Source organism: Streptomyces lincolnensis (genome assembly GCF_001685355.1).
GTDB lineage: Bacteria > Actinomycetota > Actinomycetes > Streptomycetales > Streptomycetaceae > Streptomyces > Streptomyces lincolnensis.
On the sequence record NZ_CP016438.1, the window covers coordinates 6,595,084 to 6,615,626 of the forward strand.

The 20,543-nt window shown below is 70.9% G+C and carries 20 protein-coding genes; 12 read left to right on the top strand and 8 right to left on the bottom strand.

Features of this window, described 5'->3' with window-relative positions; genetic code table 11:
• Window positions 1-17: 17 nt before the first annotated feature.
• Window positions 18-1,268 (bottom strand): MFS transporter, encoded by a 1,251-nt coding sequence (locus SLINC_RS29500; protein WP_067439128.1) that lies wholly within the window; start codon window positions 1,266-1,268, stop codon window positions 18-20.
• A gap of 170 nt (window positions 1,269-1,438) precedes the next feature.
• On the opposite strand from SLINC_RS29500, the gene SLINC_RS29505 reads away from it, so the two are divergent.
• The 3 genes from SLINC_RS29505 (at window position 1,439) to SLINC_RS29515 (ending at window position 3,845) form a co-directional block, all read left to right on the top strand.
• Complete coding sequence (locus tag SLINC_RS29505; protein WP_067439130.1) at window positions 1,439-2,080, top strand: DUF6758 family protein; 642 nt, start codon at window positions 1,439-1,441, stop codon at window positions 2,078-2,080.
• Between the two features lie 119 nt (window positions 2,081-2,199).
• Window positions 2,200-3,057, top strand: coding sequence for a PHP domain-containing protein (locus SLINC_RS29510; RefSeq protein WP_067439133.1), 858 nt, complete (start codon window positions 2,200-2,202; stop codon window positions 3,055-3,057).
• A gap of 182 nt (window positions 3,058-3,239) precedes the next feature.
• Window positions 3,240-3,845, top strand: coding sequence for a MarC family protein (locus tag SLINC_RS29515; protein ID WP_067439136.1), 606 nt, complete (start codon window positions 3,240-3,242; stop codon window positions 3,843-3,845).
• Between the two features lie 78 nt (window positions 3,846-3,923).
• Here the strand turns inward: SLINC_RS29515 and SLINC_RS48580 are convergent, their stop codons facing one another.
• The gene (locus tag SLINC_RS48580; RefSeq protein WP_007384531.1) at window positions 3,924-4,076 is read right to left on the bottom strand and encodes a hypothetical protein; all 153 of its coding nucleotides are present in this window, start codon (window positions 4,074-4,076) and stop codon (window positions 3,924-3,926) included.
• Between the two features lie 206 nt (window positions 4,077-4,282).
• On the opposite strand from SLINC_RS48580, the gene SLINC_RS29520 reads away from it, so the two are divergent.
• Window positions 4,283-5,176 carry an NYN domain-containing protein gene (locus SLINC_RS29520; protein WP_067439139.1) on the top strand — a complete coding sequence of 298 codons (894 nt, stop codon included), beginning with the start codon at window positions 4,283-4,285 and terminating at the stop codon, window positions 5,174-5,176.
• Window positions 5,177-5,200: 24 nt separating this feature from the next.
• Here the strand turns inward: SLINC_RS29520 and SLINC_RS29525 are convergent, their stop codons facing one another.
• Both SLINC_RS29525 and SLINC_RS29530 read right to left on the bottom strand, forming a co-directional pair.
• Entirely contained in the window at window positions 5,201-6,079 is an 879-nt protein-coding gene (locus tag SLINC_RS29525) for an alpha/beta fold hydrolase (RefSeq protein WP_067439142.1), read from the bottom strand.
• A 106-nt stretch (window positions 6,080-6,185) separates the two neighbouring features.
• Window positions 6,186-8,852, bottom strand: a complete 2,667-nt coding sequence (locus SLINC_RS29530) for a DEAD/DEAH box helicase (protein WP_067439145.1) — start codon at window positions 8,850-8,852, stop codon at window positions 6,186-6,188.
• Window positions 8,853-9,320: 468 nt separating this feature from the next.
• Here SLINC_RS29530 and SLINC_RS29535 point away from each other — a divergent pair, with 468 nt between their 5' ends.
• On the top strand, window positions 9,321-10,088 hold the full coding sequence (locus tag SLINC_RS29535; RefSeq protein ID WP_067439148.1) for a ferritin-like fold-containing protein: 768 nt from the start codon (window positions 9,321-9,323) through the stop codon (window positions 10,086-10,088).
• 34 nt (window positions 10,089-10,122) lie between these two features.
• On the opposite strand, the gene SLINC_RS29540 is transcribed toward SLINC_RS29535, so the two are convergent.
• The 4 genes from SLINC_RS29540 to SLINC_RS29555 form a co-directional block, all read right to left on the bottom strand.
• Complete coding sequence (locus SLINC_RS29540) at window positions 10,123-10,389, bottom strand: hypothetical protein (RefSeq protein ID WP_067445831.1); 267 nt, start codon at window positions 10,387-10,389, stop codon at window positions 10,123-10,125.
• Between the two features lie 203 nt (window positions 10,390-10,592).
• Window positions 10,593-10,820, bottom strand: a complete 228-nt coding sequence (locus SLINC_RS29545) for a DUF3107 domain-containing protein (protein WP_019754243.1) — start codon at window positions 10,818-10,820, stop codon at window positions 10,593-10,595.
• Between the two features lie 150 nt (window positions 10,821-10,970).
• Window positions 10,971-11,612 (bottom strand): TetR/AcrR family transcriptional regulator, encoded by a 642-nt coding sequence (locus SLINC_RS29550; RefSeq protein WP_067439150.1) that lies wholly within the window; start codon window positions 11,610-11,612, stop codon window positions 10,971-10,973.
• Between the two features lie 213 nt (window positions 11,613-11,825).
• Window positions 11,826-12,050 (bottom strand): hypothetical protein, encoded by a 225-nt coding sequence (locus tag SLINC_RS29555; protein WP_067439153.1) that lies wholly within the window; start codon window positions 12,048-12,050, stop codon window positions 11,826-11,828.
• 221 nt (window positions 12,051-12,271) lie between these two features.
• On the opposite strand from SLINC_RS29555, the gene SLINC_RS29560 reads away from it, so the two are divergent.
• From SLINC_RS29560 to SLINC_RS29585, 7 genes are all read left to right on the top strand, one after another.
• On the top strand, window positions 12,272-13,291 hold the full coding sequence (locus SLINC_RS29560; RefSeq protein WP_067439156.1) for an alpha/beta fold hydrolase: 1,020 nt from the start codon (window positions 12,272-12,274) through the stop codon (window positions 13,289-13,291).
• Window positions 13,246-14,724, top strand: a complete 1,479-nt coding sequence (locus tag SLINC_RS29565; RefSeq protein ID WP_375141532.1) for a DUF3152 domain-containing protein — start codon at window positions 13,246-13,248, stop codon at window positions 14,722-14,724. The genes SLINC_RS29560 and SLINC_RS29565 overlap by 46 nt, the downstream gene beginning before the upstream one ends.
• 56 nt (window positions 14,725-14,780) lie before the next feature.
• Complete coding sequence (locus SLINC_RS50270; RefSeq protein ID WP_310736476.1) at window positions 14,781-14,873, top strand: Ms4533A family Cys-rich leader peptide; 93 nt, start codon at window positions 14,781-14,783, stop codon at window positions 14,871-14,873.
• Between the two features lie 164 nt (window positions 14,874-15,037).
• Window positions 15,038-16,759 (top strand): ABC transporter substrate-binding protein, encoded by a 1,722-nt coding sequence (locus SLINC_RS29570; RefSeq protein ID WP_067439159.1) that lies wholly within the window; start codon window positions 15,038-15,040, stop codon window positions 16,757-16,759.
• A gap of 4 nt (window positions 16,760-16,763) precedes the next feature.
• A complete protein-coding gene (locus tag SLINC_RS29575; RefSeq protein WP_067439162.1) occupies window positions 16,764-17,759 on the top strand; it encodes an ABC transporter permease in 996 nt (331 codons plus the stop codon).
• Entirely contained in the window at window positions 17,756-18,754 is a 999-nt protein-coding gene (locus SLINC_RS29580) for an ABC transporter permease (RefSeq protein ID WP_067439165.1), read from the top strand. The genes SLINC_RS29575 and SLINC_RS29580 overlap by 4 nt, the downstream gene beginning before the upstream one ends.
• On the top strand, window positions 18,751-20,376 hold the full coding sequence (locus tag SLINC_RS29585; protein WP_067439168.1) for a dipeptide ABC transporter ATP-binding protein: 1,626 nt from the start codon (window positions 18,751-18,753) through the stop codon (window positions 20,374-20,376). Before SLINC_RS29580 ends, SLINC_RS29585 begins: the two co-directional genes overlap by 4 nt.
• Window positions 20,377-20,543 lie beyond the last annotated feature (167 nt).

Sequence of the window (20,543 nt, forward strand, 5' to 3'; positions counted from 1 at the left end):
CCGGTGGCCGAGAAGCATCAGTTGGCGAAGACGGTGACACTGTCCTCGATCGCGTGCTTCGGCTCCAGTGCCTCGGCCTCGTGCGTGAGTGCCTTCCGCCGTACGACGACCACGAGCGCGCCCGCCACGGCGGTGACCGCCGCGACCACGAACGGCATGTGGATGTCGGTCCACTCCTCGATCTTCGGCGCGAAGTAGGGCGCGGCGGCGGCCGCGAACCAGCGCACGAAGTTGTAGCCCGCGCTCGCCACGGGACGCGGGGCGTCCGAGACGCCGAGCGCCAGTTCCGTGTACACGGTGTTGTTCAGGCCGATGAAGGCACCGGACAGGATCGTGCAGACGATCGCCGCGGTGTGGTTGCCGTAGCCGAGGACGAGCACGTCGACCGCGAGCAGCAGCAGCGAGCCGCCGAGCACCTTCAGCGAGCCGAACCGCTTCTGTGCGCGCGGCGCCACGAGCACCGAGAAGACGGCGAGCAGCACACCCCAGGCGAAGAACACGGCACCCGACTTGTACGGCGTCATGTTCAGCACGAACGGCGTGAAGGCCAGCACGGTGAAGAACGTGTAGTTGTAGAAGAACGCCGAGACCGCCGCCGAGGCCAGGCCGCCGTGGCCGAGCGCCTTGATCGGGTCCAGCAGTGAGGTCTTGCGGGCGGGCTTCGGCTGTTCCTTGAGGAACACCGCGACGCAGAGGAAGCCGACGGCCATCAGGAAGGCCGTACCGAAGAACGGGTAGCGCCAGCTGGCGTCCCCGAGGAGCGCGCCCAACAGCGGGCCGCACGCCATGCCGAGGCCGAGGGCGGACTCGTAGAGCAGGATCGCCGCGGCGCTGCCGCCGGCCGCCGCGCCGACGATCACGGCGAGGGCGGTGGAGACGAACAGGGCGTTGCCGAGCCCCCAGCCGGCCCGGAAGCCGACCAGTTCGCCGACCGAGGTCGAGGTGCCCGACAGGCCCGCGAAGACCACCACCAGCGCGAGGCCGAGCAGCAGGGTCTTCTTGCCGCCGATGCGGCTGGAGACGAAGCCGGTGACCAGCATCGCGACCGCGGTGATCAGGAAGTACGAGGTGAACAGCAGGGAGACCTGGCCGGCGGTGGCGTTCAGACCGGAGGCGATCGACGGCAGGATCGGGTCGACGAGCCCGATGCCCATGAAGGCGACGACGGACGCGCCGGCGGTCGCCCAGACCGCCTTGGGCTGCCGGAGGAGGCCGCCGGCGCCCGCGTCGAAGGGGTCCTGGTGTGCGGGGGCCTTGCTCGTGCCCATCGCGTTTCTCCATCCCGACGAAGATAGTTGGTATATGCACATAGTAAGTTAGCTCGGCTAATTAATGCAAGCTACATCTAGTGCTCGCCGGTGAAGCCGGTGCGAGGGTTCCGCCCGGACGGGTGATCGTCCCTTGACGTGGCGGAGCAGGGGTAGGACCGTGGGGCCCTATGAGGGGCGAACCCAGTTGCCCGAAGTGTGGTGGCCGGGTCAGGGCTCCCGGACTCTTCGCCGACACCTGGCAGTGCGATGTGCACGGCACCGTGCATCCGGTGCAGCCAGTGATACCGCCCAGCGTCGAGGCCCTCGGCGTCGTCGTGCACCGCACGCAGGTGCCGGTGTGGATGCCGTGGCCGCTGCCGGTGGGCTGGCTGTTCACGGGCGTGGCCTGCGCGGGTGACGACCGCAGCGGCGGCCGTGCCACGGCGGTGGCGTGCACCGGGCCCGGACCGCTCGGCGGCATGGGCGAGCTGATCCTGGTCGCCGAGGAGCTCGGCGTCGGCCTCGGTGCGCGGTACGCCGGCATCGACGGGCCCGACCCGGGGCCGTACATGAGCGTGGAGAAGCCACCCCAGGCCAAGGTCCTGGCCGCGGGCCGTCCGACGCCGCTGTGGCATGTGTCCGGGGCGCCCGACGACCGTGCGGTGTTCGCGGGGGAGGCGCTGGGGCTGTGGCTGTGGGCCGTGGTGTGGCCCGAACAGTCCGGGCTGCTGATGTACGACGAACTGGTGCTGACGGATCTGCGGGATGCGGGGGCCGAGGTGGAGCTGGTGCCCTGCGGGGCGCTGTCGCCGCGCCTGCTGAAGCCGTAGCGTCCCCCTGGGTGTCGCCTTGAGTAGGGGGCGCTGGGCGGGTTTGGGTGTGACCGGGGAGTCGGAAAATCCGGTTATCCTTGAGCGTCCTGTTCCGTCTGGTGTCTGGAGTCCGTCGCGTGCGTATCGACCTGCACAGCCACTCCACCGCTTCCGACGGCACGGACACCCCCGCCGAGCTGGTGCGGAACGCTGCCGCCGCCGGGCTGGACGTCGTGGCGCTGACCGATCACGACACGACCCGTGGGCACGCCGAGGCGATCGCCGCGCTTCCCGCGGGGCTGACGCTGGTGACCGGGGCGGAGCTGTCCTGCCGTGTCGACGGCGTCTCCATGCACATGCTGGCCTACCTGTTCGATCCCGAGGAGCCGGCTCTGCTGGCCGAGCGGGAGCTGGTGCGGGACGACCGGGTGCCCCGGGCGCGGGGGATGGTCGCCAAGCTCCAGCAGCTGGGCGTGCCGGTGACGTGGGAGCAGGTGGCGCGGATCGCCGGGGACGGGTCCGTGGGCCGGCCCCATGTGGCGACCGCGCTCGTCGACCTCGGGGTCGTGCCGAGCGTGAGCGACGCCTTCACGCCGGACTGGCTGGCCGACGGCGGCCGGGCCTACGTGGAGAAGCACGAGACGGATCCCTTCGAGGCGATCCGCCTGGTGAAGGCGGCGGGCGGTGTCACCGTGTTCGCGCATCCCGGTGCGAGCAAGCGGGGACGGACCGTCCCGGAGTCCGCGATCGTCGAGATGGCCGCGGCCGGGCTCGACGGCATCGAGGTCGACCACATGGACCACGACCCTGACACCCGGGCGCGACTGCGGGGGCTGGCGGCCGAGCTCGGGCTGCTGGTGACCGGGTCCTCCGACTACCACGGCAGCCGCAAGACGGTCGCCCTCGGCGAGTACACGACGGATCCCGAGGTCTACGGGGAGATCACACGGCGGGCGACGGGCGCGTTCCCGGTGCCAGGGACGGGCGGAGCCTGACACTCAGGAGGCCCGGGACCCGCGGTATCTCGTACCGCGGTCTTGAGGGCTCGGATCCTTACCGGGTCTGAGTCCGGCGCGGGGGCCGCGTCACGCGTGGGGCCGCGTCCCCTGTCGGGCCCTGGTGGGTCCCCCTTCCACACATCCTCGTTCACCCCTCTCCCGGCAAGGCCTGTTCCGTCATGTTCGACGTCGCCGTCTTCGGCTCCCTCTTCCTCACCCTGTTCGTCATCATGGATCCCCCCGGGATCACCCCGATCTTCCTCGCGCTGACCTCCGGCCGGCCCGCCAAGGTGCAGAAGCGGATGGCCTTCCAGGCGGTCTGTGTCGCGGGCGGTGTCATCACCGTCTTCGGGCTGCTCGGGCACCAGATCCTGGACTATCTGCACGTGTCCGTGCCCGCGCTGATGATCGCGGGAGGGCTGCTGCTCCTGCTGATCGCGCTGGACCTGCTCACCGGCAAGACGGACGAGCCCAAGCAGACCAAGGACGTCAACGTCGCCCTCGTACCGCTGGGCATGCCGCTGCTGGCCGGGCCCGGGGCGATCGTGTCGGTCATCCTCGCCGTGCAGAAGGCGGACGGCGTGGCCACGCAGGTGTCGGTGTGGATGGCGATCCTCGCCATCCATGTCGTGCTGTGGCTGGTGATGCGGTACTCGCTGCTGATCATCCGCGTGATCAAGGACGGCGGTGTGGTCCTGGTGACCCGGCTCGCGGGCATGATGCTGTCCGCGATCGCCGTGCAGCAGATCATCAACGGGGTCACCCAGGTCATCCGGGCGAGCTGAGCCCCGGTACGCGCAGAGCCCCCGCCCGGCACCGATGCCGCGCGGGGGCTCTGAAGCTTCTGCGGTGATCCGCGGCTGTTACGAGGCCGAGGTGTCGGCCGGACGGATCCACAGCCGCTGCCCGATGGCGGCGGCCTGCTGAACGATCCGGTTGACGGAGGCGGCGTCCACAACGGTGCTGTCCACGGGCGTACCGTCGACGTCGTCGAGTCGCATGATTTCGAAGCGCACAGGCTTCTCCCTTCGTCTGGTCATCCTCCTGCGGAGAATTGCTGCGTACGTAGGTAGTCAACGGGATGCGTGTTACAAACATTCCCTACGCTAAAGAAATTTTTCGAACGGCTAATTACTGACCGGTAAGACGTAGGCAAGGGGTCGGAACGAGACTGACCGGGACCGGTTGTGTTCGCAGCGTGACCGCCGGGACAATGGAGGCGATGAACGACGACCTCGCGGCCCTCAGTGCCCGCATCGACCGCACCAACGAGCTGCTCCAGCGCATGCTCGCCGAGGTGGCGAAGACGCCTTCGACGCACGCCATCTTCGTCGACGCGGGATATCTGTACGCGGCCGCGGGCCGTCTGGTGGCCGGCACCGAGGACCGCCGTGCCTTCGACCTCGACACCGAGGGGCTCATCGAGGCGCTCATCGACCGGGCCCGCACGATCTTCGCGGACAGCAGGCTGCTGCGGATCTACTGGTACGACGGAGCCCGACGCCGCATCCACACCGCGGAACAGCAGTCCATCGCCGAACTCCCGGACGTCAAGGTCCGGTTGGGCAACCTGAACGCCAACAACCAGCAGAAGGGCGTCGACTCGCTCATCAGATCCGACCTGGAGTCCCTGGCCCGCCACCGGGCCATCAGCGACGCGGCCCTGCTCGGTGGCGACGAGGACCTGGTCTCGGCGGTCGAGGCCGCCCAGGGGTACGGCGCCCGCGTCCACCTCTGGGGCGTCGAGGCGCCCGAGGGCCGCAACCAGGCCGAGCCCCTGCTCTGGGAGGTCGACAGCCAGCGCACCTTCGACCTCGACTTCTTCAAGCCGTACGTCTCCCGGCGCGCTGCCCTTCCCTACGAGGCGACGGCGATCCGGCCCACCCGCGAGGACGTCCGTTTCGTCGGCGCGCAGATCGCGGCGAAGTGGCTGGCGGCACGGGGGCGTGAATCGCTGGTCGAGCTGCTGCCGGGCCATCCCTATCTGCCCGGCTCGGTCGACCAGGATCTGCTGGTGGAGGCGGAGGGGCTGTTGCAGTACTCGCTGCGGGGGCAGGCGGATCTGCGGCGGGCTCTGCGGGACGGGTTCTGGGAGCACCTTCAGACGCAGTACTAGCGCCCCGCCGTCCTCCTCCGGGTCTCAGCGCCGGGTGTCGGCGAGGCCGTCCCAGAAGTCGGCCAGGGCCCGGGCCGTCGGAAGCGGCTGGTCGGCGTTGGGGGAGTGCTCGGCGCCGGGGACGACGGTTCGGTGCGCGTGGAGTCGTACGGCCATGTCGTCCAGGAGCGGCACCGGCCAGGTGTCGTCGCTGGTGCCCGACAGGACGTGGAAGGGGAGCGGGACGGCGGCCAGTTCGGCGACACGGTCCGGCTCGGTGCACAACTGGTGTCCGGTGGCGCGAAGTTGGGCGGGCTTGGTGCCCAGCCAGCGGCGGCGCAGCTGGTCCGCGTCGCCGATGCCGACCGCGGGGCCGCCGACCTCCTCCGGCGGACCCATCGCCTGGATGGCCTCCCACACCTTGGCCATGCTCATCACGGCGAGCGCGTCCCGCAGCAGCTTCACGCGCTGCTGCTGGGAGTCCGAGATCTGCGCCGGACCCGAGGACATCAGGGTCAGCGAGCGGAAGGGGGAGTGGTCGAGCAGCATGGCCGCGCGGGCGATCTGCCCGCCGCAGGAGTGCCCCAGCAGATGCACCGGTGCACCCACGGCGTCCACCTGGGCGTGTACGTCCCTCGCCAACTCCTCCTGAGCGTAAGCCGATTCATCGGTCTCGGGACCGTCCGACCCGAACTGCCCCCGGCCGTCCACGGCGACGGTCCGGTACCCGCGCGCCGAGAGCGGCTCGTGCAGCAGCGTGAAGTCCTCCTTGCTCCCCGTGAACCCGGGCAGCATCACCACCACGCCCTTCGGTTCCACGCCGACGGCCACGGGCGAATCGACGACCGCGAACTCTCCGCGGGCAGTGCGCAGGGGATACGCGCGGGCGGCGGGGGGCGGGGTGAAAGACACGCGGCGACTCACGCGGAGGAGGCTATCGGGTCAGGTCCCGGCCCGGTCCCCCGGGCGCGGGCCACGGACGCCGAACGGCCCGGCCCACACGTGGTGGACCGGGCCGTCGGGTGAGCGGTCAGCTCTCCGTGGACTCCACGGCTACGGCCTTCTTGCGCGTCGTGCGACGCGCGCGGGGCTTCGCCTCGGAGTCGGAGGCCTGCGCCGGGATCTCCGCGGTGGGTTCCGCGGCGGCGGTGGCCTTAGCGGCCGTGGTGGCCGCGGTGGTCTTGCGGGTGGTGCGGCGGGCCTTCGGCTTCGCCTCGGTGGCCTCCGCGGTGTCCACGGCGGTTTCGGCGGCCTCGGCTGCCTTGGTGGCTGCGGTCTTGCGGGTGCGGCGCGGCTTGGCTTCCGTCGCCTCGGTCGGGGCGTCCGTGGGCTTGGCTTCGGTTGCCTTGGTGGCCGCGGTCTTGCGGGTGCGGCGGGGCTTGGCCTCGACGCCCTCGGCGGTGTCCACGGCCGCTTCGGCGGCTTCAGCGGCTTCGGCTGCCTTGGTGGCTGCGGTCTTCCGCGTGCGGCGCGGCTTGGCCTCGGTCACCTCGGTCGGGGCGTCCGTGGGCTTGGCTTCGGCTGCCTTGGTGGCCGCGGTCTTGCGGGTGCGGCGGGGCTTGGCCTCGACGCCCTCGGCGGTGTCCACGGCCGCTTCGGCGGTTTCGGCGGCCTCGGCCGCTGCCGTCTTGCGCGTGCGGCGCGGCTTGACCTCGGCGGTCTCCGGCTCCTGGGCCGTCTGGGCCGGGATCTCGGCGGTGACGGCCGCGGTCGGCTCGGCGGCCTTGCGCGTACGGCGGGTCCTCGGCTTCGCCTCGGTGGCCTCCGCGGTGTCCACGGCGGTTTCGGCGGCCTCGGCTGCCTTGGTGGCTGCGGTCTTGCGGGTGCGGCGCGGCTTGGCCTCCGTCACCTCCGGGGCGGCCTCGACGGTCCCCTCGGCGGTGTCGACCGCGGCCTCGGCAGCGGTCGTAGCGGCGGCCGTGGTCGTGGTCTTGCGGGTACGACGGCGCGGCCTGGCGGGGGCCTCGGGCTCCGCCACCTGCGCCACCTCGGACACCTGCGGTGCCTCGGTGACCGCGTCGGCGACCGGCGTCGCCTCCAGCTCGGTCGGCGTCACGGCCGTCTCCGCGGACTTGCGGGTACGGCGGCGGCGCGACTTCGGCGCGGCCTCGGAGGCGTCCGGCGTGACGGTGCCCTCGGCCGTCGCCACGGCGGTCTCCGCGGTCGCCTCCGGCGTCACGGACTCCACCGATGTCGCGGCCACGGCCTCGCCCTGTGCCGCACCGCGGGTGCGGCGACGGCGGCGCGGGGTGCGGGGTGCGGTGACGTCCTCCGCGGTGGTGGTCTGCTCCGGTGCGAGCGCCTCGGCGGGCGCCGCCGCGTCGAGCGGCGTGCCGCCCCGCGTGCGACGGCGACGACGCGGCGTCCGGGCCGCACGCTCGCCGTCGGCGGAACGGGACTCGTCCCGGCGGGACTCCTCACGCCCACCACGGCCGTTGCGGTCACCACGGCCACCTTGGTCACCACGACCGCCTCGGTCGCCGCGACCGCGGCCACCGCGGCCGCCGGTCTCGCCCAGGTCCTCCAGCTCCTCTGCCCCGAGCCCGGCGCGCGTGCGCTCCGCGCGCGGCAGGACACCCTTGGTGCCCGCGGGGATGTTCAGCTCCTCGAAGAGGTGCGGGGAGGTGGAGTACGTCTCCGGCGGGTCGTTGAACTTGAGGTCCAGCGCCTTGTTGATCAGCTGCCAGCGCGGGATGTCGTCCCAGTCGACGAGGGTGACCGCGATGCCCTTGGCGCCCGCGCGGCCGGTGCGGCCGATGCGGTGCAGGTACGTCTTCTCCTCTTCCGGCGACTGGTAGTTGATGACGTGCGTCACGCCCTCGACGTCGATGCCGCGGGCGGCGACGTCGGTGCAGACGAGGACGTCCACCTTGCCGTTGCGGAAGGCGCGCAGCGCCTGCTCGCGGGCTCCCTGACCGAGGTCGCCGTGGACCGCGCCGGCGGCGAACCCGCGCTGCTGGAGCTGGTCGGCGAGGTCGGCCGCGGTGCGCTTCGTACGGCAGAAGACCATGACCAGTCCCCGGCCGTCGGCCTGCAGTATGCGGGCGACCAGCTCGGGCTTGTCCATGTTGTGCGCGCGGTAGACGTACTGCGCGGTGTTCGCGACCGTCGCGTTCGCGTCGTCCGGCGAGGTGGCGCTGATGTGCGTGGGCTGCGACATGTAGCGGCGCGCGAGACCGATGACCGCGCCCGGCATGGTCGCCGAGAACAGCATCGTCTGGCGGCGGGCCGGCAGCATGTTGATGATCTTCTCGACGTCGGGCAGGAAGCCCAGGTCGAGCATCTCGTCGGCCTCGTCGAGGACGAGCCCCTTGATGTGCTTGAGGTTGAGCTTCTTCTGGCCGGCGAGGTCCAGCAGCCGGCCCGGGGTGCCGACGATCACGTCGACGCCCTTCTTGAGGGCCTCGACCTGGGGCTCGTAGGCCCGGCCGCCGTAGATGGCGAGAACGCGGACGTTGCGCACCTTGCCCGCGGTCAGCAGGTCGTTGGTGACCTGCGTGCACAGCTCGCGCGTGGGGACGACGACGAGCGCCTGCGGGGCGTCGGTGAGGTCCTCGGGCTTGGCGCGCCCGGCCTCGACGTCGGCGGGGACGGTGACGCGCTCCAGGAGCGGGAGGCCGAAGCCCAGCGTCTTGCCGGTGCCGGTCTTGGCCTGGCCGATGACGTCCTTGCCCGAGAGGGCGACGGGGAGGGTCATCTCCTGGATGGGGAAAGGCGTGACGATGCCGACGGCTTCAAGGGCTTCGGCGGTCTCGGGAAGAATCCCGAGCTCTCGGAACGTAGTCAGGGTGCTGCCTCTTCTGTGTGGGCGGTGCGAGGCGAGCGCGGGGGTCGTCTAGGACCGTGCTGGGGACGTCGACTGCCTTACGGACCAGCCGTACGACACGGGACCACTGCCGACGCTCTAGCGCTCGAACCGCTGAGGGTCCCCCTCCGGATTCCGTACGCACAGTGCCGTACGGACGAGGAGGGCTGTCGGGTCGGAGCCGATCGGGCCACCGACCGGGCATCCTCATAGCGTGCGGCCCGTCGGGTACGTCAGAGTACTCAGCGGGCGCATTACCACCATACCCCGGAATCGCGCACATGCGATGGCCGATTTGGTCACGTAGTGGTCGTCACAGTGATTGACCAGGGACTTCCGTCGTGCTGCGGGCGGGCTATTGTGCGCTTCATGACGACGCCTGACAACACCTCTGACGCACCCGCAGAAGCCTCGGAAGCCGCCGCCGGGGCGACCGGGGTCGCCGCCCAGGACTGGGCGCAGGCCTCCGCCGATCCACAGTACCGGGCAGCGGTCGTCGACCTGCTCGGCGCGCTCGCCTACGGGGAGCTGGCGGCCTTCGAGCGCCTCGCGGAGGACGCCAAGCTGGCGCCGACGCTGGCGGACAAGGCGGAGCTGGCGAAGATGGCGTCGGCCGAGTTCCACCACTACGAGAAGCTGCGGGACCGGCTCACCGAGATCGGTGAGGAGCCGACCCGGGCGATGGAGCCGTTCGTCGCCGCGCTGGACGGCTTCCACAAGCAGACGGCACCCTCGGACTGGCTCGAAGGGCTCGTCAAGGCCTACGTCGGCGACTCGATCGCCAGCGACTTCTACCGTGAGGTCGCCGCCCGGCTCGACATGGACTCCCGTGAGCTGGTGCTGGCCGTGCTCGACGACACGGGGCACGCCGGATTCGCCGTGGAGAAGGTGCGCGCGGCGATCGACGCGGACCCCCGCGTCGGCGGCCGACTCGCGCTGTGGGCGCGGCGGTTGATGGGGGAGGCGCTGTCGCAGTCGCAGCGGGTGGTCGCCGACCGGGACGCGTTGTCCACGATGCTCGTGGGCGGCGTCGCGGACGGGTTCGATCTCGCCGAGGTGGGGCGGATGTTCTCGCGGATCACCGAGGCGCACACGAAGCGGATGGCCGCGCTGGGCCTGGCGGCGTAGCGCTCCGCTCAGGGCGCCCCGGGGTGCCGCCCTCTCAGGCCGTCGCCGAGCGGCGGAGTCTTCCTCCGGGGCGCAGCAGGAGCGAGAGCGAGGCCGCCGAGACGACCACGGCGCCGATGAGCGTGAGAAGGGCGCCTCCGGCGTCCAGCGCGCTGTGGGTGACGAAGGCGCCGAAGAGGGCGCCGGCGGTGCCGGTCGCGAGGACGAGGGAGCGGGCGGGCAGGCGGTGTGAAAGACGGTGGATCGCCGCCCCCGCCAGCACAAGACCGAGCAGAGCGGAGCCGAGCGCTTCCAACAACATCATGGGGTCCCTCCCACACGGCCACACTGCGCGTTACGTCGTAGCCCGTCTTACCCGTGACCTGCGGAATGCAATCCTCCTCCGCACGCGAGTTGTGCTCCATATGTGAAGAAAAAATCTCGCGGTGGAACGAGGCGAGCGGAACGAGGCGAAACGAGAGGGGCCCGGCGACCAGGTCGCCGGGCCCCTCTCGTGGCGTCTGTCTACAGCGCGCCGAAGCCCACCTTGCGGGGGGCGGGCTCGCCGAGCTCGACGTACGCGAGACGGTCGGCCGGGACGAGGACCTTGCGGCCGTGCTCGTCCACGAGGCTCAGCAGCTGCGACTTGCCGGCCAGCGCCTCGGACACCGCCCGCTCGACCTCCTCGGCGCTCTGACCGCTCTCCAGAACGATCTCGCGGGGCGCGTGCTGCACGCCGATCTTGACCTCCACGGCTATGTCCCTCCGACGGTCAGTGAAGTGCGCGACCTTCCGCGCTGTACCCAGCACACATTAGCCCGGTGAGGGGACGTACACGCTCCGCCCGAGAACGCCAGGAGCGAACAGCGGGCGGGAACAAACGCCCCTCACGCGCGCGTGCGGTCAGTGCGGGTCCATGCCATGCAGCGGGAAACCGGCGATGCCCCGCCAGGCCAGCGACGTCAGCAGCTGGACCGCCTGGTCGCGCGGGACGCTGCGGTCGCTGTGCAGCCAGGAGCGGGCGACGACCTGCGCGAGGCCGCCGAGCCCGGACGCCAGCAGCATGGACTCGGCCCTCGACAGGCCGGTGTCCTCGGCGATCACGTCGCAGATGGCCTCCGCGCACTCGTTCGTCACCTTGTCGACGCGCTCGCGCACCGCGGGCTCGTTCGTCAGGTCCGACTCGAAGACCAGCCGGAAGGCGCCGCCGTCGTCCTCGACGTACGCGAAATAGGCGTCCATGGTCGCCCGGACGCGCTGCTTGTTGTCGGTCGTCGACGCGAGCGCGTTGCGGACGGACTGGATGAGGGACTCGCAGTGCTGGTCGAGCAGCGCGAGGTAAAGGTCGAGCTTGCCCGGAAAGTGCTGGTAGAGCACCGGCTTGCTGACGCCCGCGCGCTCGGCGATGTCGTCCATCGCGGCGGAGTGGTAGCCCTGCGCCACGAAGACTTCCTGGGCGGCGCCCAGCAGCTGGTTCCGTCGGGCACGGCGCGGCAGGCGCGTGCCTCGCGGGCGTGCTGCCTCTGTCTGCTCGATGGCTGTCACGCCGCCTCCCAAAGTCGTCCAAGTGCGGTGTGCGCCGCGCGGCCATCGTACTTTTCGGTAACCGTGGTGTGCGCGGTGCGAGCGCAGAATTTCACGGACCGGACGGCGGTAAAAGCCGCACATAGAGTTTTAAACCGTGATCTACCGGGCATGGGCGTGCCTCGCCGCTGTTCAGCGGCGGTCTCGTCGGCCGCTCCGCGGCGGCCTCCGTCGTCACCGATAGTCGTCCTCGTCCAGGGAGACCACGCGGGCCTGTTCGATGAGATCGGCCTCGCTGGCGCGGTCCGGGTCGACGTCGGTCAACGGGTCGTCGCGGTCCGGCGCGACCTCCGCGTGCTGCTCCGCCGCGTCGACCTCGGGGGCCTCGACGTCGTACTCCTGGGGTTCCTCGGTGTTGTCGTCCACGAACGTCTCGGGATCGGTGGGGTCGACGGCCATGGTGGGCTCCCTTCCTAGTACATCCCTGAGTGGAACAGGGGGCCACATGCGGGTGCCCTGCGTACGAGCGTAGGAGACACCCGATCTGTACGCCATCGATCCGCGCGCCGTCGCGACCGCGTCGGGGGTGACGGGCGGGTGGTCGACGGGATGGCATGGTCACGCCGACTTGTGATGGCGAACACATGAACCACCGCGTGATCGTCTCGTAACATTGCCGCATGTCTTCGACCGAGCTGCCGTTCGTGCCGCCCGCCAACATGCTTCCCAAGGTGGCGCCCGTCAGGGTCGCGGAAGGCGAGCGGCTGAGGTCGGTCGGACTGCCGGGAATCACGCTGTCGGTCCGGTCGAGGCCACCGGCGCGCGAGGGCCTGCCCCCCGCTCTCTACGTCCATGGCCTGGGCGGTTCCTCGCAGAACTGGTCGGCGCTGATGGAGCAGTTGGACGACACGGTCGACGGTGAGGCCGTCGATCTGCCGGGGTTCGGCGACTCGCCACCGCCGGACGACGCCGACTACTCGATCACCGGGCACGCGCGCGCGGTGATCCGTTTTCTCGACGCCTCCGCCCGGGGGCCGGTGCACCTCGTCGGGAACTCGCTCGGCGGCGCGGTCTCCACGCGCGTCGCCGCGGTACGCCCCGACCTCGTCCGCACGCTCACGCTCGTCTCGCCCGCGCTGCCGGAGATCCGCGTCCAGCGCAGCGCCGTGCCGACCGGCCTGCTGGCGGTGCCCGGTGTGGCCGGGCTGTTCACCCGGTTCACCAAGGAGTGGACGGCCGAGCAGCGGGTCCGCGGAGTCACGGCGCTGTGCTACGGCGACCCCGGGCGCGTGACGCCGGAAGGTTTCCGCCACGCCGTCGAGGAGATGGACAGGCGCCTCCAACTGCCGTACTTCTGGGACGCGATGACGCGCTCCGCGCGCGGGCTGGTGAACGCGTACACGCTCGGCGGCCAGCACGCGTTGTGGCGCCAGGCCGAGCGTGTCCTGGCACCGACGCTCCTCGTCTACGGTGGACGTGACCAACTCGTCGGCTTCCGTATGGCGCAGAAGGCCGCCCGTGCCTTCCGTGACTCGCGGTTGCTCACCCTGCCGGAGGCGGGGCACGTGGCGATGATGGAATACCCGGAGACGGTGGCGGCGGCGTTCCGTGACCTCCTCAAGGACACGGCGGCCTCCGACGGCGGGGCCGCGACATCGAGTACCGGCAGCCGATCGAGTACCGCCGGCCAAGGGAGCTGAGGGGCGACGTGGGACGTCACAGTCGACGTGGACCTGCCCCCAAGAGCGCCCCGAAGGGCGACCACAGCAGCGGAGACGGCACCGCGGATGTGACCGCGGCGAGCCGGGCCCGGGTGTCCGGACGCCCGGCGCCGGTGGGCGGGTTGCCGCCCGGGTTCGAGTACGGCACGCCTGCCCACGGCATCCCCGGACTCCCGGACGGCACCCCCGCGCGCGGGGTCCCGCAGGTCCGCGGGGGACACCCCGAGCACCGGGAAGCCGGAGGCGGCTGGGGCGAGCCGAGCGGACGGGGCGGCGCCGGGTACGGCGGTCCGGGGTCCGCCGGGCCGGCCATACCGCATCAGCGGCCGGCGCCACCGCGCGGACCGCGGCAGGACTATCTGGAGGCCTTCGAAGGGGACGACGACGTCTTCGCGCGGCGAGCCCCTTCGGACGGGCGTCGCGCCCCGTCCGGCGCGCCCCGCACCCGCACGACCGCACTCGCCTCCGATCCCTACGGCTCCGTCACCGACTGGCCGGCCGATACGGGTGTCGACCGTCTGGACCGACTTGATGACCTTGACGGTGTTGACGGCACCGACATCGACGACGTGCCCCCGACCGGCGAGCCCGCTCCGGACAAGGGTGCCAAGGGGCGGACCTTCACCGGGATCGCCGCGGCCGCCGTCACCACCGTGCTGGCCATCGTCGTGGCCGGGCAGGTCGCGGACGGGGCCGACGACTCCGACGTACGGTCGCAGTCGGCCTCCGACCAGGCGCGGGACGCCCGGGACTCCGCCTCGCGGATCGGCGGGCGGCCGACGCCCTCCGAGGCGCCGGCGGCGGCGCCGCTGACGTACGAGCAGGCGATGGGCCGGATGTACCCGCTCGAATCCACCCTCAAGGCGTCGGGGAAGTTCGACGCGATTCCCGGCATCGCCAAGGGACCCGCCACGGGACAGAAGTACACGTACCGCGTGGACGTGGAGCAGGGGCTCGGGCTCGACGGCGAACTCTTCGCGGAGGCCGTGCGGAAGACACTCAACGACGACCGGAGCTGGGCGCACAACGGCGCCCTCACCTTCGAGCGCGTCTACTCCGGCAAGACCGACTTCGTGATCACGCTGGCCAGCCCGGGCACCACCGCCGACTGGTGCGCCAAGTCCGGTCTGGACACCACCGAGGACAATGTGTCGTGCGACTCGGCCGCCACCGAGCGCGTGATGATCAACGCGTACCGATGGGCGCAGGGCTCCGAGACGTACGGCGACGACCAGATCCACGCGTACCGGCAGATGCTGATCAACCACGAGGTCGGTCACCGGCTCGGCCACGGCCATGTCACCTGCGACAAGAACGGCGATCTCGCGCCGGTCATGCAGCAGCAGACCAAGTTCCTCGACCACGACGGGATCCGCTGCAAGGCCAACCCCTGGCCCTATCCCAGGAGTTGATGTCCGGGGGCGAAGCCACGTTGACATGCGCAGAAAAGTCGTACATATTGCTGCGCATGTCGCCCCGTCCCGCCCACCCGCGCGCCGCCATCGAGCTGGCGCTGATCGGCGTGACCCCGCTCTGCGTGGCCGACATTCTCTGTCGCTGACGCCCGCCCCGCGCGCGTGCGTCGCGATCCTTCCTTTCCTCCCGTGACCCGGTCACGGATTTCCGACGCCATGACGCCGGGGCGGACGTGTGCTCAGTTCTGTCTCACTCCTCGTCAATCTGTCTCGTGATGCGAGACTTGCTCTTTCGAGAGGTCGTCTTCCGATGCGTCAACCGTCCCTCATAGCGCGCCGCGTGGCCGCGGCATCCGTCGGCCTGGTCCTGGCAGCGGGCGCCGCCGCCTGCGGCCCCGAGGACAACGATGCCAAGGCCTCGGGCGGTGGCGACTCCACGCCCCACAAGGGCGGCACTCTCACGGTCCTGAACGCCAATCCGACCCAGGACTTCGACCCGGCCCGGCTCTACACCTCCGGCGGCGGAAACGTTCCCTCCCTGGTGTTCCGCACGCTCACCACGCGCAACCGCGAGAACGGCGCGGCCGGCGCCGAGGTGGTCCCGGACCTCGCCACCGACACCGGGCGCCCCAACAAGGACGCGACCGTGTGGACGTACACCCTGAAGAAGGGCCTCACGTACGAGGACGGCACGGCGATCACCTCGGCCGACATCAAGTACGGCATCGAGCGCTCCTTCGCGCCGGAGCTCTCCGGCGGCGCGCCCTATCTGCGGGACTGGCTGGTCGGAGCGGCCGACTACCAGGGGCCGTACAAGGACAAGAAGGGCCTGTCGGCGATCGAGACGCCGGACGAGCGGACCATCGTCTTCCATCTGAACAAGCCCGAGGGCGAGTTCCCCTACCTGGCCACGCAGACGCAGTTCACGCCCGTCCCGAAGGCCAAGGACACCGGCACCAAGTACGAGGAGCACCCGGTCTCGTCCGGCCCGTACAAGGTCGTCTCGAACCAGAACGACGGCGAGCGGCTCGTCCTGGAGCGCAACACGCACTGGTCGGCGGCGACGGACGCGGAGCGCAAGGCCTACCCGGACAAGATCGACGTACGCTCCGGGCTCGACTCCTCCGTGATCAACCAGCGGCTGTCCGCGTCCCAGGGGGCGGACGCGGCCGCGGTCACCACGGACACCAACCTCGGACCGGCCGAGCTGGCCAAGGTCAGCGGTGACAAGGAACTGGCCGCGCGCGTGGGCACCGGCCACTTCGGCTACACCAACTACATCGCCTTCAACCCGGGCGTGAAGCCGTTCGACAACCCCACGGTGCGGCAGGCGATCTCGTACGCCATCGACCGCTCGTCCGTGGTCAACGCGGCCGGCGGCTCCGCCCTCGCCGAGCCCGCCACCACCTTCCTGCCGAACCAGAAGTCCTTCGGCTACCAGCCCTACGACCTGTTCCCGGCCGGCAAGGCGGGCAACGCGGCGAAGGCCAGGGAACTGCTGAAGGAGGCCGGTTACGCGAACGGGCTCACCGTCACGCTGACCCACTCCAACGCCAAGGACTTCGAGACCAGCCCCGAGATCGCGACCGCCGTCCAGGACGCGCTGAAGAAGGCCGGTATCACCGTCAAGCTCCAGGGCCTGGAGGAGAACGACTACTCCGACACGATCCACGACGTGAAGACCGAGCCCGGCTTCTTCCTCGCCCACTGGGGTGCCGACTGGCCCTCCGGCGGTCCCTTCCTCGCCCCGATCTTCGACGGCCGGCAGATCGTCAAGGACGGCGCGAACTTCAACACGGGCCTGCTCAACGACAAGTCGGTCAATGCGGAGATTGACGCGATCAACAAGTTGACCGATCTTGACGCTGCCGCCAAGAGGTGGGGCGCACTGGACAAGAGGATCGGCGAGCAGGCGCTGACCGTGCCGCTGTTCCACCCCGTCTACAAGCGGCTGTACGGCAAGGACATCAAGAACGTCGTGATCAGCGACTGGACCGGCGTGCTGGACATCTCCCAGGTCGCGGTGAAGTAGCGCCGTGAGTGAGGCACTTGTCGCCGCCGAGGCCGCCGGGACGGGCGTGGATCCCGTCCCGGGGGCCTCGGGGGCCCGTCAGTTCTGGCGGCGGCTGCGGGCGCAGCGCGCCGCCCTGGTCGCGGCGGCCGTCGTCGCCCTGCTCGTCCTGGTCGCGCTCGCCGCGCCGCTGCTCACCGCGCTGGAGGGCCAGGACCCCACCACGTACCACCCCTCCCTGGTGGACTCGGCTCGCGGCGGTGTGCCCATCGGGTCCTTCGGAGGCATCGGCGGGGACCACTGGCTCGGTGTGGAACCGCAGACCGGCCGCGATCTGTTCGCGCGGCTCGTCTACGGGGCGCGCGTCTCCCTGGGGGTCGCGCTGGCCGCGACCGTCGTCCAGGTCGTCATCGGTGTCACGCTCGGTGTCGCCGCCGCACTCGGGAACCGATGGGTTGATCAACTGTTGAGCCGGTTCACCGACATCATCGTCGCGATGCCGCTCATGATCATGGCGTTGGCGCTGCTGGCGATCGTGCCGTCGAGCTTCCCGAGGCCCGTGCTGGTCGCCCTCGTCATCGGTCTCATCGCCTGGGGCAACATCGCGAAGATCGTGCGCGCCCAGACGCTCACCCTCAAGGAACTCGACTACGTCGCCGCCGCCCGGCTCAGCGGCTGGGGGACATGGCGGATCGCCCGCCGCGAACTGCTGCCGGGGCTCGCCGCACCGGTCATCACCTACGCGGCACTGCTCGTCCCCTCCAACATCTCCGTCGAGGCCGCCCTGTCCTTCCTCGGCGTCGGCGTGAAACCGCCCACCCCGTCCTGGGGACAGATGCTCACCGCCGCCGACGTCTGGTACCAGGCCGCCCCGCAGTACCTGCTGCTGCCCGCCGGCGCGCTCTTCGCGACCGTCCTCGCCCTGACCGTCCTCGGCGACGGCGTCCGCACGGCGCTCGACCCGCGCGCGGCGTCCCGGCTGCGCATCGGCACGGGCCGCAAGCGGGAGGCCAAGGCATGAGCGGCTTCGGTGGATTCGTCCTGCGCCGGCTCATCGGCGCCCTCGTCACCCTGTTCGCCATCTCGGTGATCGTCTACGTCGTCTTCTACGTCACCCCCGGCAACGTCGCCCAGATCACCTGCGGTCCGCGCTGCTCGCCCGCCCAGGTCCAGCAGGTGGCCGAGCAACTGCATCTCCACGACCCGCTGTACATGCGCTACTGGCACTTCCTGGAAGGACTCGTGGCCGGACAGGACTACTCCACGGGCACCTCCGTGCAGCACTGTTCGGCGCCGTGCCTCGGGCTGTCGTACCAGAGCGACCAGCAGGTCACCGCGCTGATCCTGGCGAAGCTGCCGGTCAGCCTGTCGCTCGTGTTCGGCGCGATGGTGATCTGGCTGATCCTCGGCGTCGGCACCGGGGTCCTCTCCGCGTGGCGGCGCGGCCGGCTCACCGAGCGGCTGCTGACCGGCATCACGCTCGCGGGCGTGGCCACGCCGGTCTTCGTCATCGGCCTGGTCCTGATGATCGTCGTCTGCGGGCAGCTCCAACTGCTGCCGTTCCCGCAGTACGTCGCCCTCACCGACGACCCGGAACAGTGGGCGTGGAACCTGCTGCTGCCCTGGCTCTCGCTGGCCCTCATCGAGGCCGCGGCCTTCGCCCGGCTGACCCGCTCGTCGATGCTGGAGACGCTGACCGAGGACCACATCCGGACCTTCAGGGCGTACGGCGTCGGCGAGCGGTCGATCGTCGCCCGCCACGCGCTGCGCGGAGCGTTCGCGCCCGTCATCGCGCTCAACGCCAACAACTTCGGCGGCGCGGTCGGTGGCGCGGTGCTCACCGAGACGCTCTTCGGCCTGCCCGGCATCGGACAGGAACTGGTCCATGCCGTCAACGTCGTCGATCTTCCCGTGGTCGTCGGGATGGTCCTGGTCATCGGATTCTTCGTGGTCGTCGCCAATGCCGTCGCGGACATGCTGTACGCGGTGGCCGACCGACGGGTGGTGCTGGCATGAGCCTGGTGAACGTCACGGACCTGACGGTCGAGTTCGGGTCCCTGCGGGCCGTCGACGGTCTCTCCTTCACGCTGGAGCAGGGCGCCGCCCTCGCCCTGGTCGGCGAGTCCGGTTCCGGCAAGTCCACGGTCGCCTCCGCCCTGCTGGGGCTGCACCGCGGGACGGGCGCGCGCGTCGCCGGCACGGTCGAGGTCGCCGGGACCGACGTAGCCGACGCCTCGGACGACGAACTGCGGCGGCTGCGGGGCGCGAAGGCCGCGATGGTCTTCCAGGACCCGCTGTCCTCCCTCGACCCGTACTACGCGATCGGCGACCAGATCGCCGAGGTGTACCGCGTGCACACGCGTGCGTCGCGACGGGCGGCACGCGCGCGTGCCGTCGAGGTCCTTGACCGGGTGGGAATTCCGGACGCGGCGAGGCGATCGCGTTCCCGCCCGCACGAGTTCAGCGGCGGTATGCGCCAACGCGCCCTCATCGCCATGGCGCTGTCCTGCGAGCCGGACCTGCTGATCGCCGACGAGCCGACGACCGCGCTCGACGTCACCGTCCAGGCCCAGATCCTCGACCTGTTGCACACGCTGCGCGAGGAGACCGGCATGGGCCTGCTGCTCGTCACGCACGACGTGGGTGTCGCCGCCGAGAGCGTCGACGACGTCCTGGTCATGCGGCACGGGCGGGCCGTGGAGCGCGGACCGGTCGCCGCGGTGCTGGCGGCGCCCTCTGAGGCGTACACGCGGGAACTGCTGGACGCGGTGCCGCGGGTGGACGCGCGGCGGGCTCAGCATCAGGTGTCCTCGGTGTCCGAGGCGGCCGAGTCCGGTGAGTCCGGTGAGGTCGTCGTGGAGGCGACCGGTCTGCGGCGGGAGTTCGGGCGCGGGAAACGGGCGTTCGCGGCGGTGGACGGCGTGTCGCTCACGATCCGCCGCGGCGAGACGCTCGGCATCGTGGGGGAGAGCGGCAGCGGCAAGACGACCCTGGGCCGCATGCTCGTGGGGCTCCTTCAGCCGACGGCGGGGGAGGTCCGCCACGACGGGCACGCGCGCGTGGGCGTGGATCCGGCCGTGCAGATGGTCTTCCAGGACCCTGTCTCCTCCCTCAACCCCCGGCGCACCGTGGGCGAGTCGATCGCCGACCCGCTCCGCGCGAGAGGCGAACGGGACGAGAGACACATCAGGGGGCGCGTGCGAGAACTGCTGGAGCGCGTGGGGCTCGAAGCGGCGCACCACGACCGCTACCCGCACGAGTTCAGCGGCGGACAGCGCCAGCGCGTGGGCATCGCGCGGGCGCTCGCGGCCGACCCGCGCGTCATCGTCTGCGACGAGCCCGTCTCCGCGCTGGACGTCACCACCCAGGCCCAGGTGGTCGCCCTGCTCGGCGAACTCCAGCGCGAACTGGGGCTGGCGCTCGTCTTCGTCGCGCACGACCTCGCCGTCGTGCGTCAGGTCAGCGACCGGGTCGCGGTGATGCGCCGCGGCCGGATCGTCGAGTCCGGCCCCGCCGACGAGGTGTACGACAACCCGCGCGACCCGTACACCAAGCAGCTCCTGGCCGCCGTACCGGCACTCGACCCGGAGGCCGCGGCCCGGCGCAGGACGGCTCGGCGCGAACCCGCCGTGACGTGACGAAACGTCACCGCTTGATCTCTTAGCGCGATCGAACGCGAACCGCACGGGAAAGTTACGAGCGTTCACCCCTTTTGGTGGCGCGATGGACAACCGTCCATCGCGCCACCGCCTTGTCCGCATACGTTCGTCCCGCTGCGAGCCGCCGAGCCAACGGCGGCTCCCCA

Coding starts and splice junctions, on each gene's coding strand:
- SLINC_RS29500 (WP_067439128.1), bottom strand. CDS start 1,268: ATGGGCACGAGCAAGGCCCCCGCACACCAGGACCCCTTCGACGCGGGC.
- SLINC_RS29505 (WP_067439130.1), top strand. CDS start 1,439: ATGAGGGGCGAACCCAGTTGCCCGAAGTGTGGTGGCCGGGTCAGGGCT.
- SLINC_RS29515 (WP_067439136.1), top strand. CDS start 3,240: ATGTTCGACGTCGCCGTCTTCGGCTCCCTCTTCCTCACCCTGTTCGTC.
- SLINC_RS29520 (WP_067439139.1), top strand. CDS start 4,283: ATGAACGACGACCTCGCGGCCCTCAGTGCCCGCATCGACCGCACCAAC.
- SLINC_RS29530 (WP_067439145.1), bottom strand. CDS start 8,852: ATGACCCTCCCCGTCGCCCTCTCGGGCAAGGACGTCATCGGCCAGGCC.
- SLINC_RS29540 (WP_067445831.1), bottom strand. CDS start 10,389: ATGTTGTTGGAAGCGCTCGGCTCCGCTCTGCTCGGTCTTGTGCTGGCG.
- SLINC_RS29555 (WP_067439153.1), bottom strand. CDS start 12,050: ATGGCCGTCGACCCCACCGATCCCGAGACGTTCGTGGACGACAACACC.
- SLINC_RS29560 (WP_067439156.1), top strand. CDS start 12,272: ATGTCTTCGACCGAGCTGCCGTTCGTGCCGCCCGCCAACATGCTTCCC.
- SLINC_RS50270 (WP_310736476.1), top strand. CDS start 14,781: ATGTCGCCCCGTCCCGCCCACCCGCGCGCCGCCATCGAGCTGGCGCTG.
- SLINC_RS29570 (WP_067439159.1), top strand. CDS start 15,038: ATGCGTCAACCGTCCCTCATAGCGCGCCGCGTGGCCGCGGCATCCGTC.
- SLINC_RS29580 (WP_067439165.1), top strand. CDS start 17,756: ATGAGCGGCTTCGGTGGATTCGTCCTGCGCCGGCTCATCGGCGCCCTC.
- SLINC_RS29585 (WP_067439168.1), top strand. CDS start 18,751: ATGAGCCTGGTGAACGTCACGGACCTGACGGTCGAGTTCGGGTCCCTG.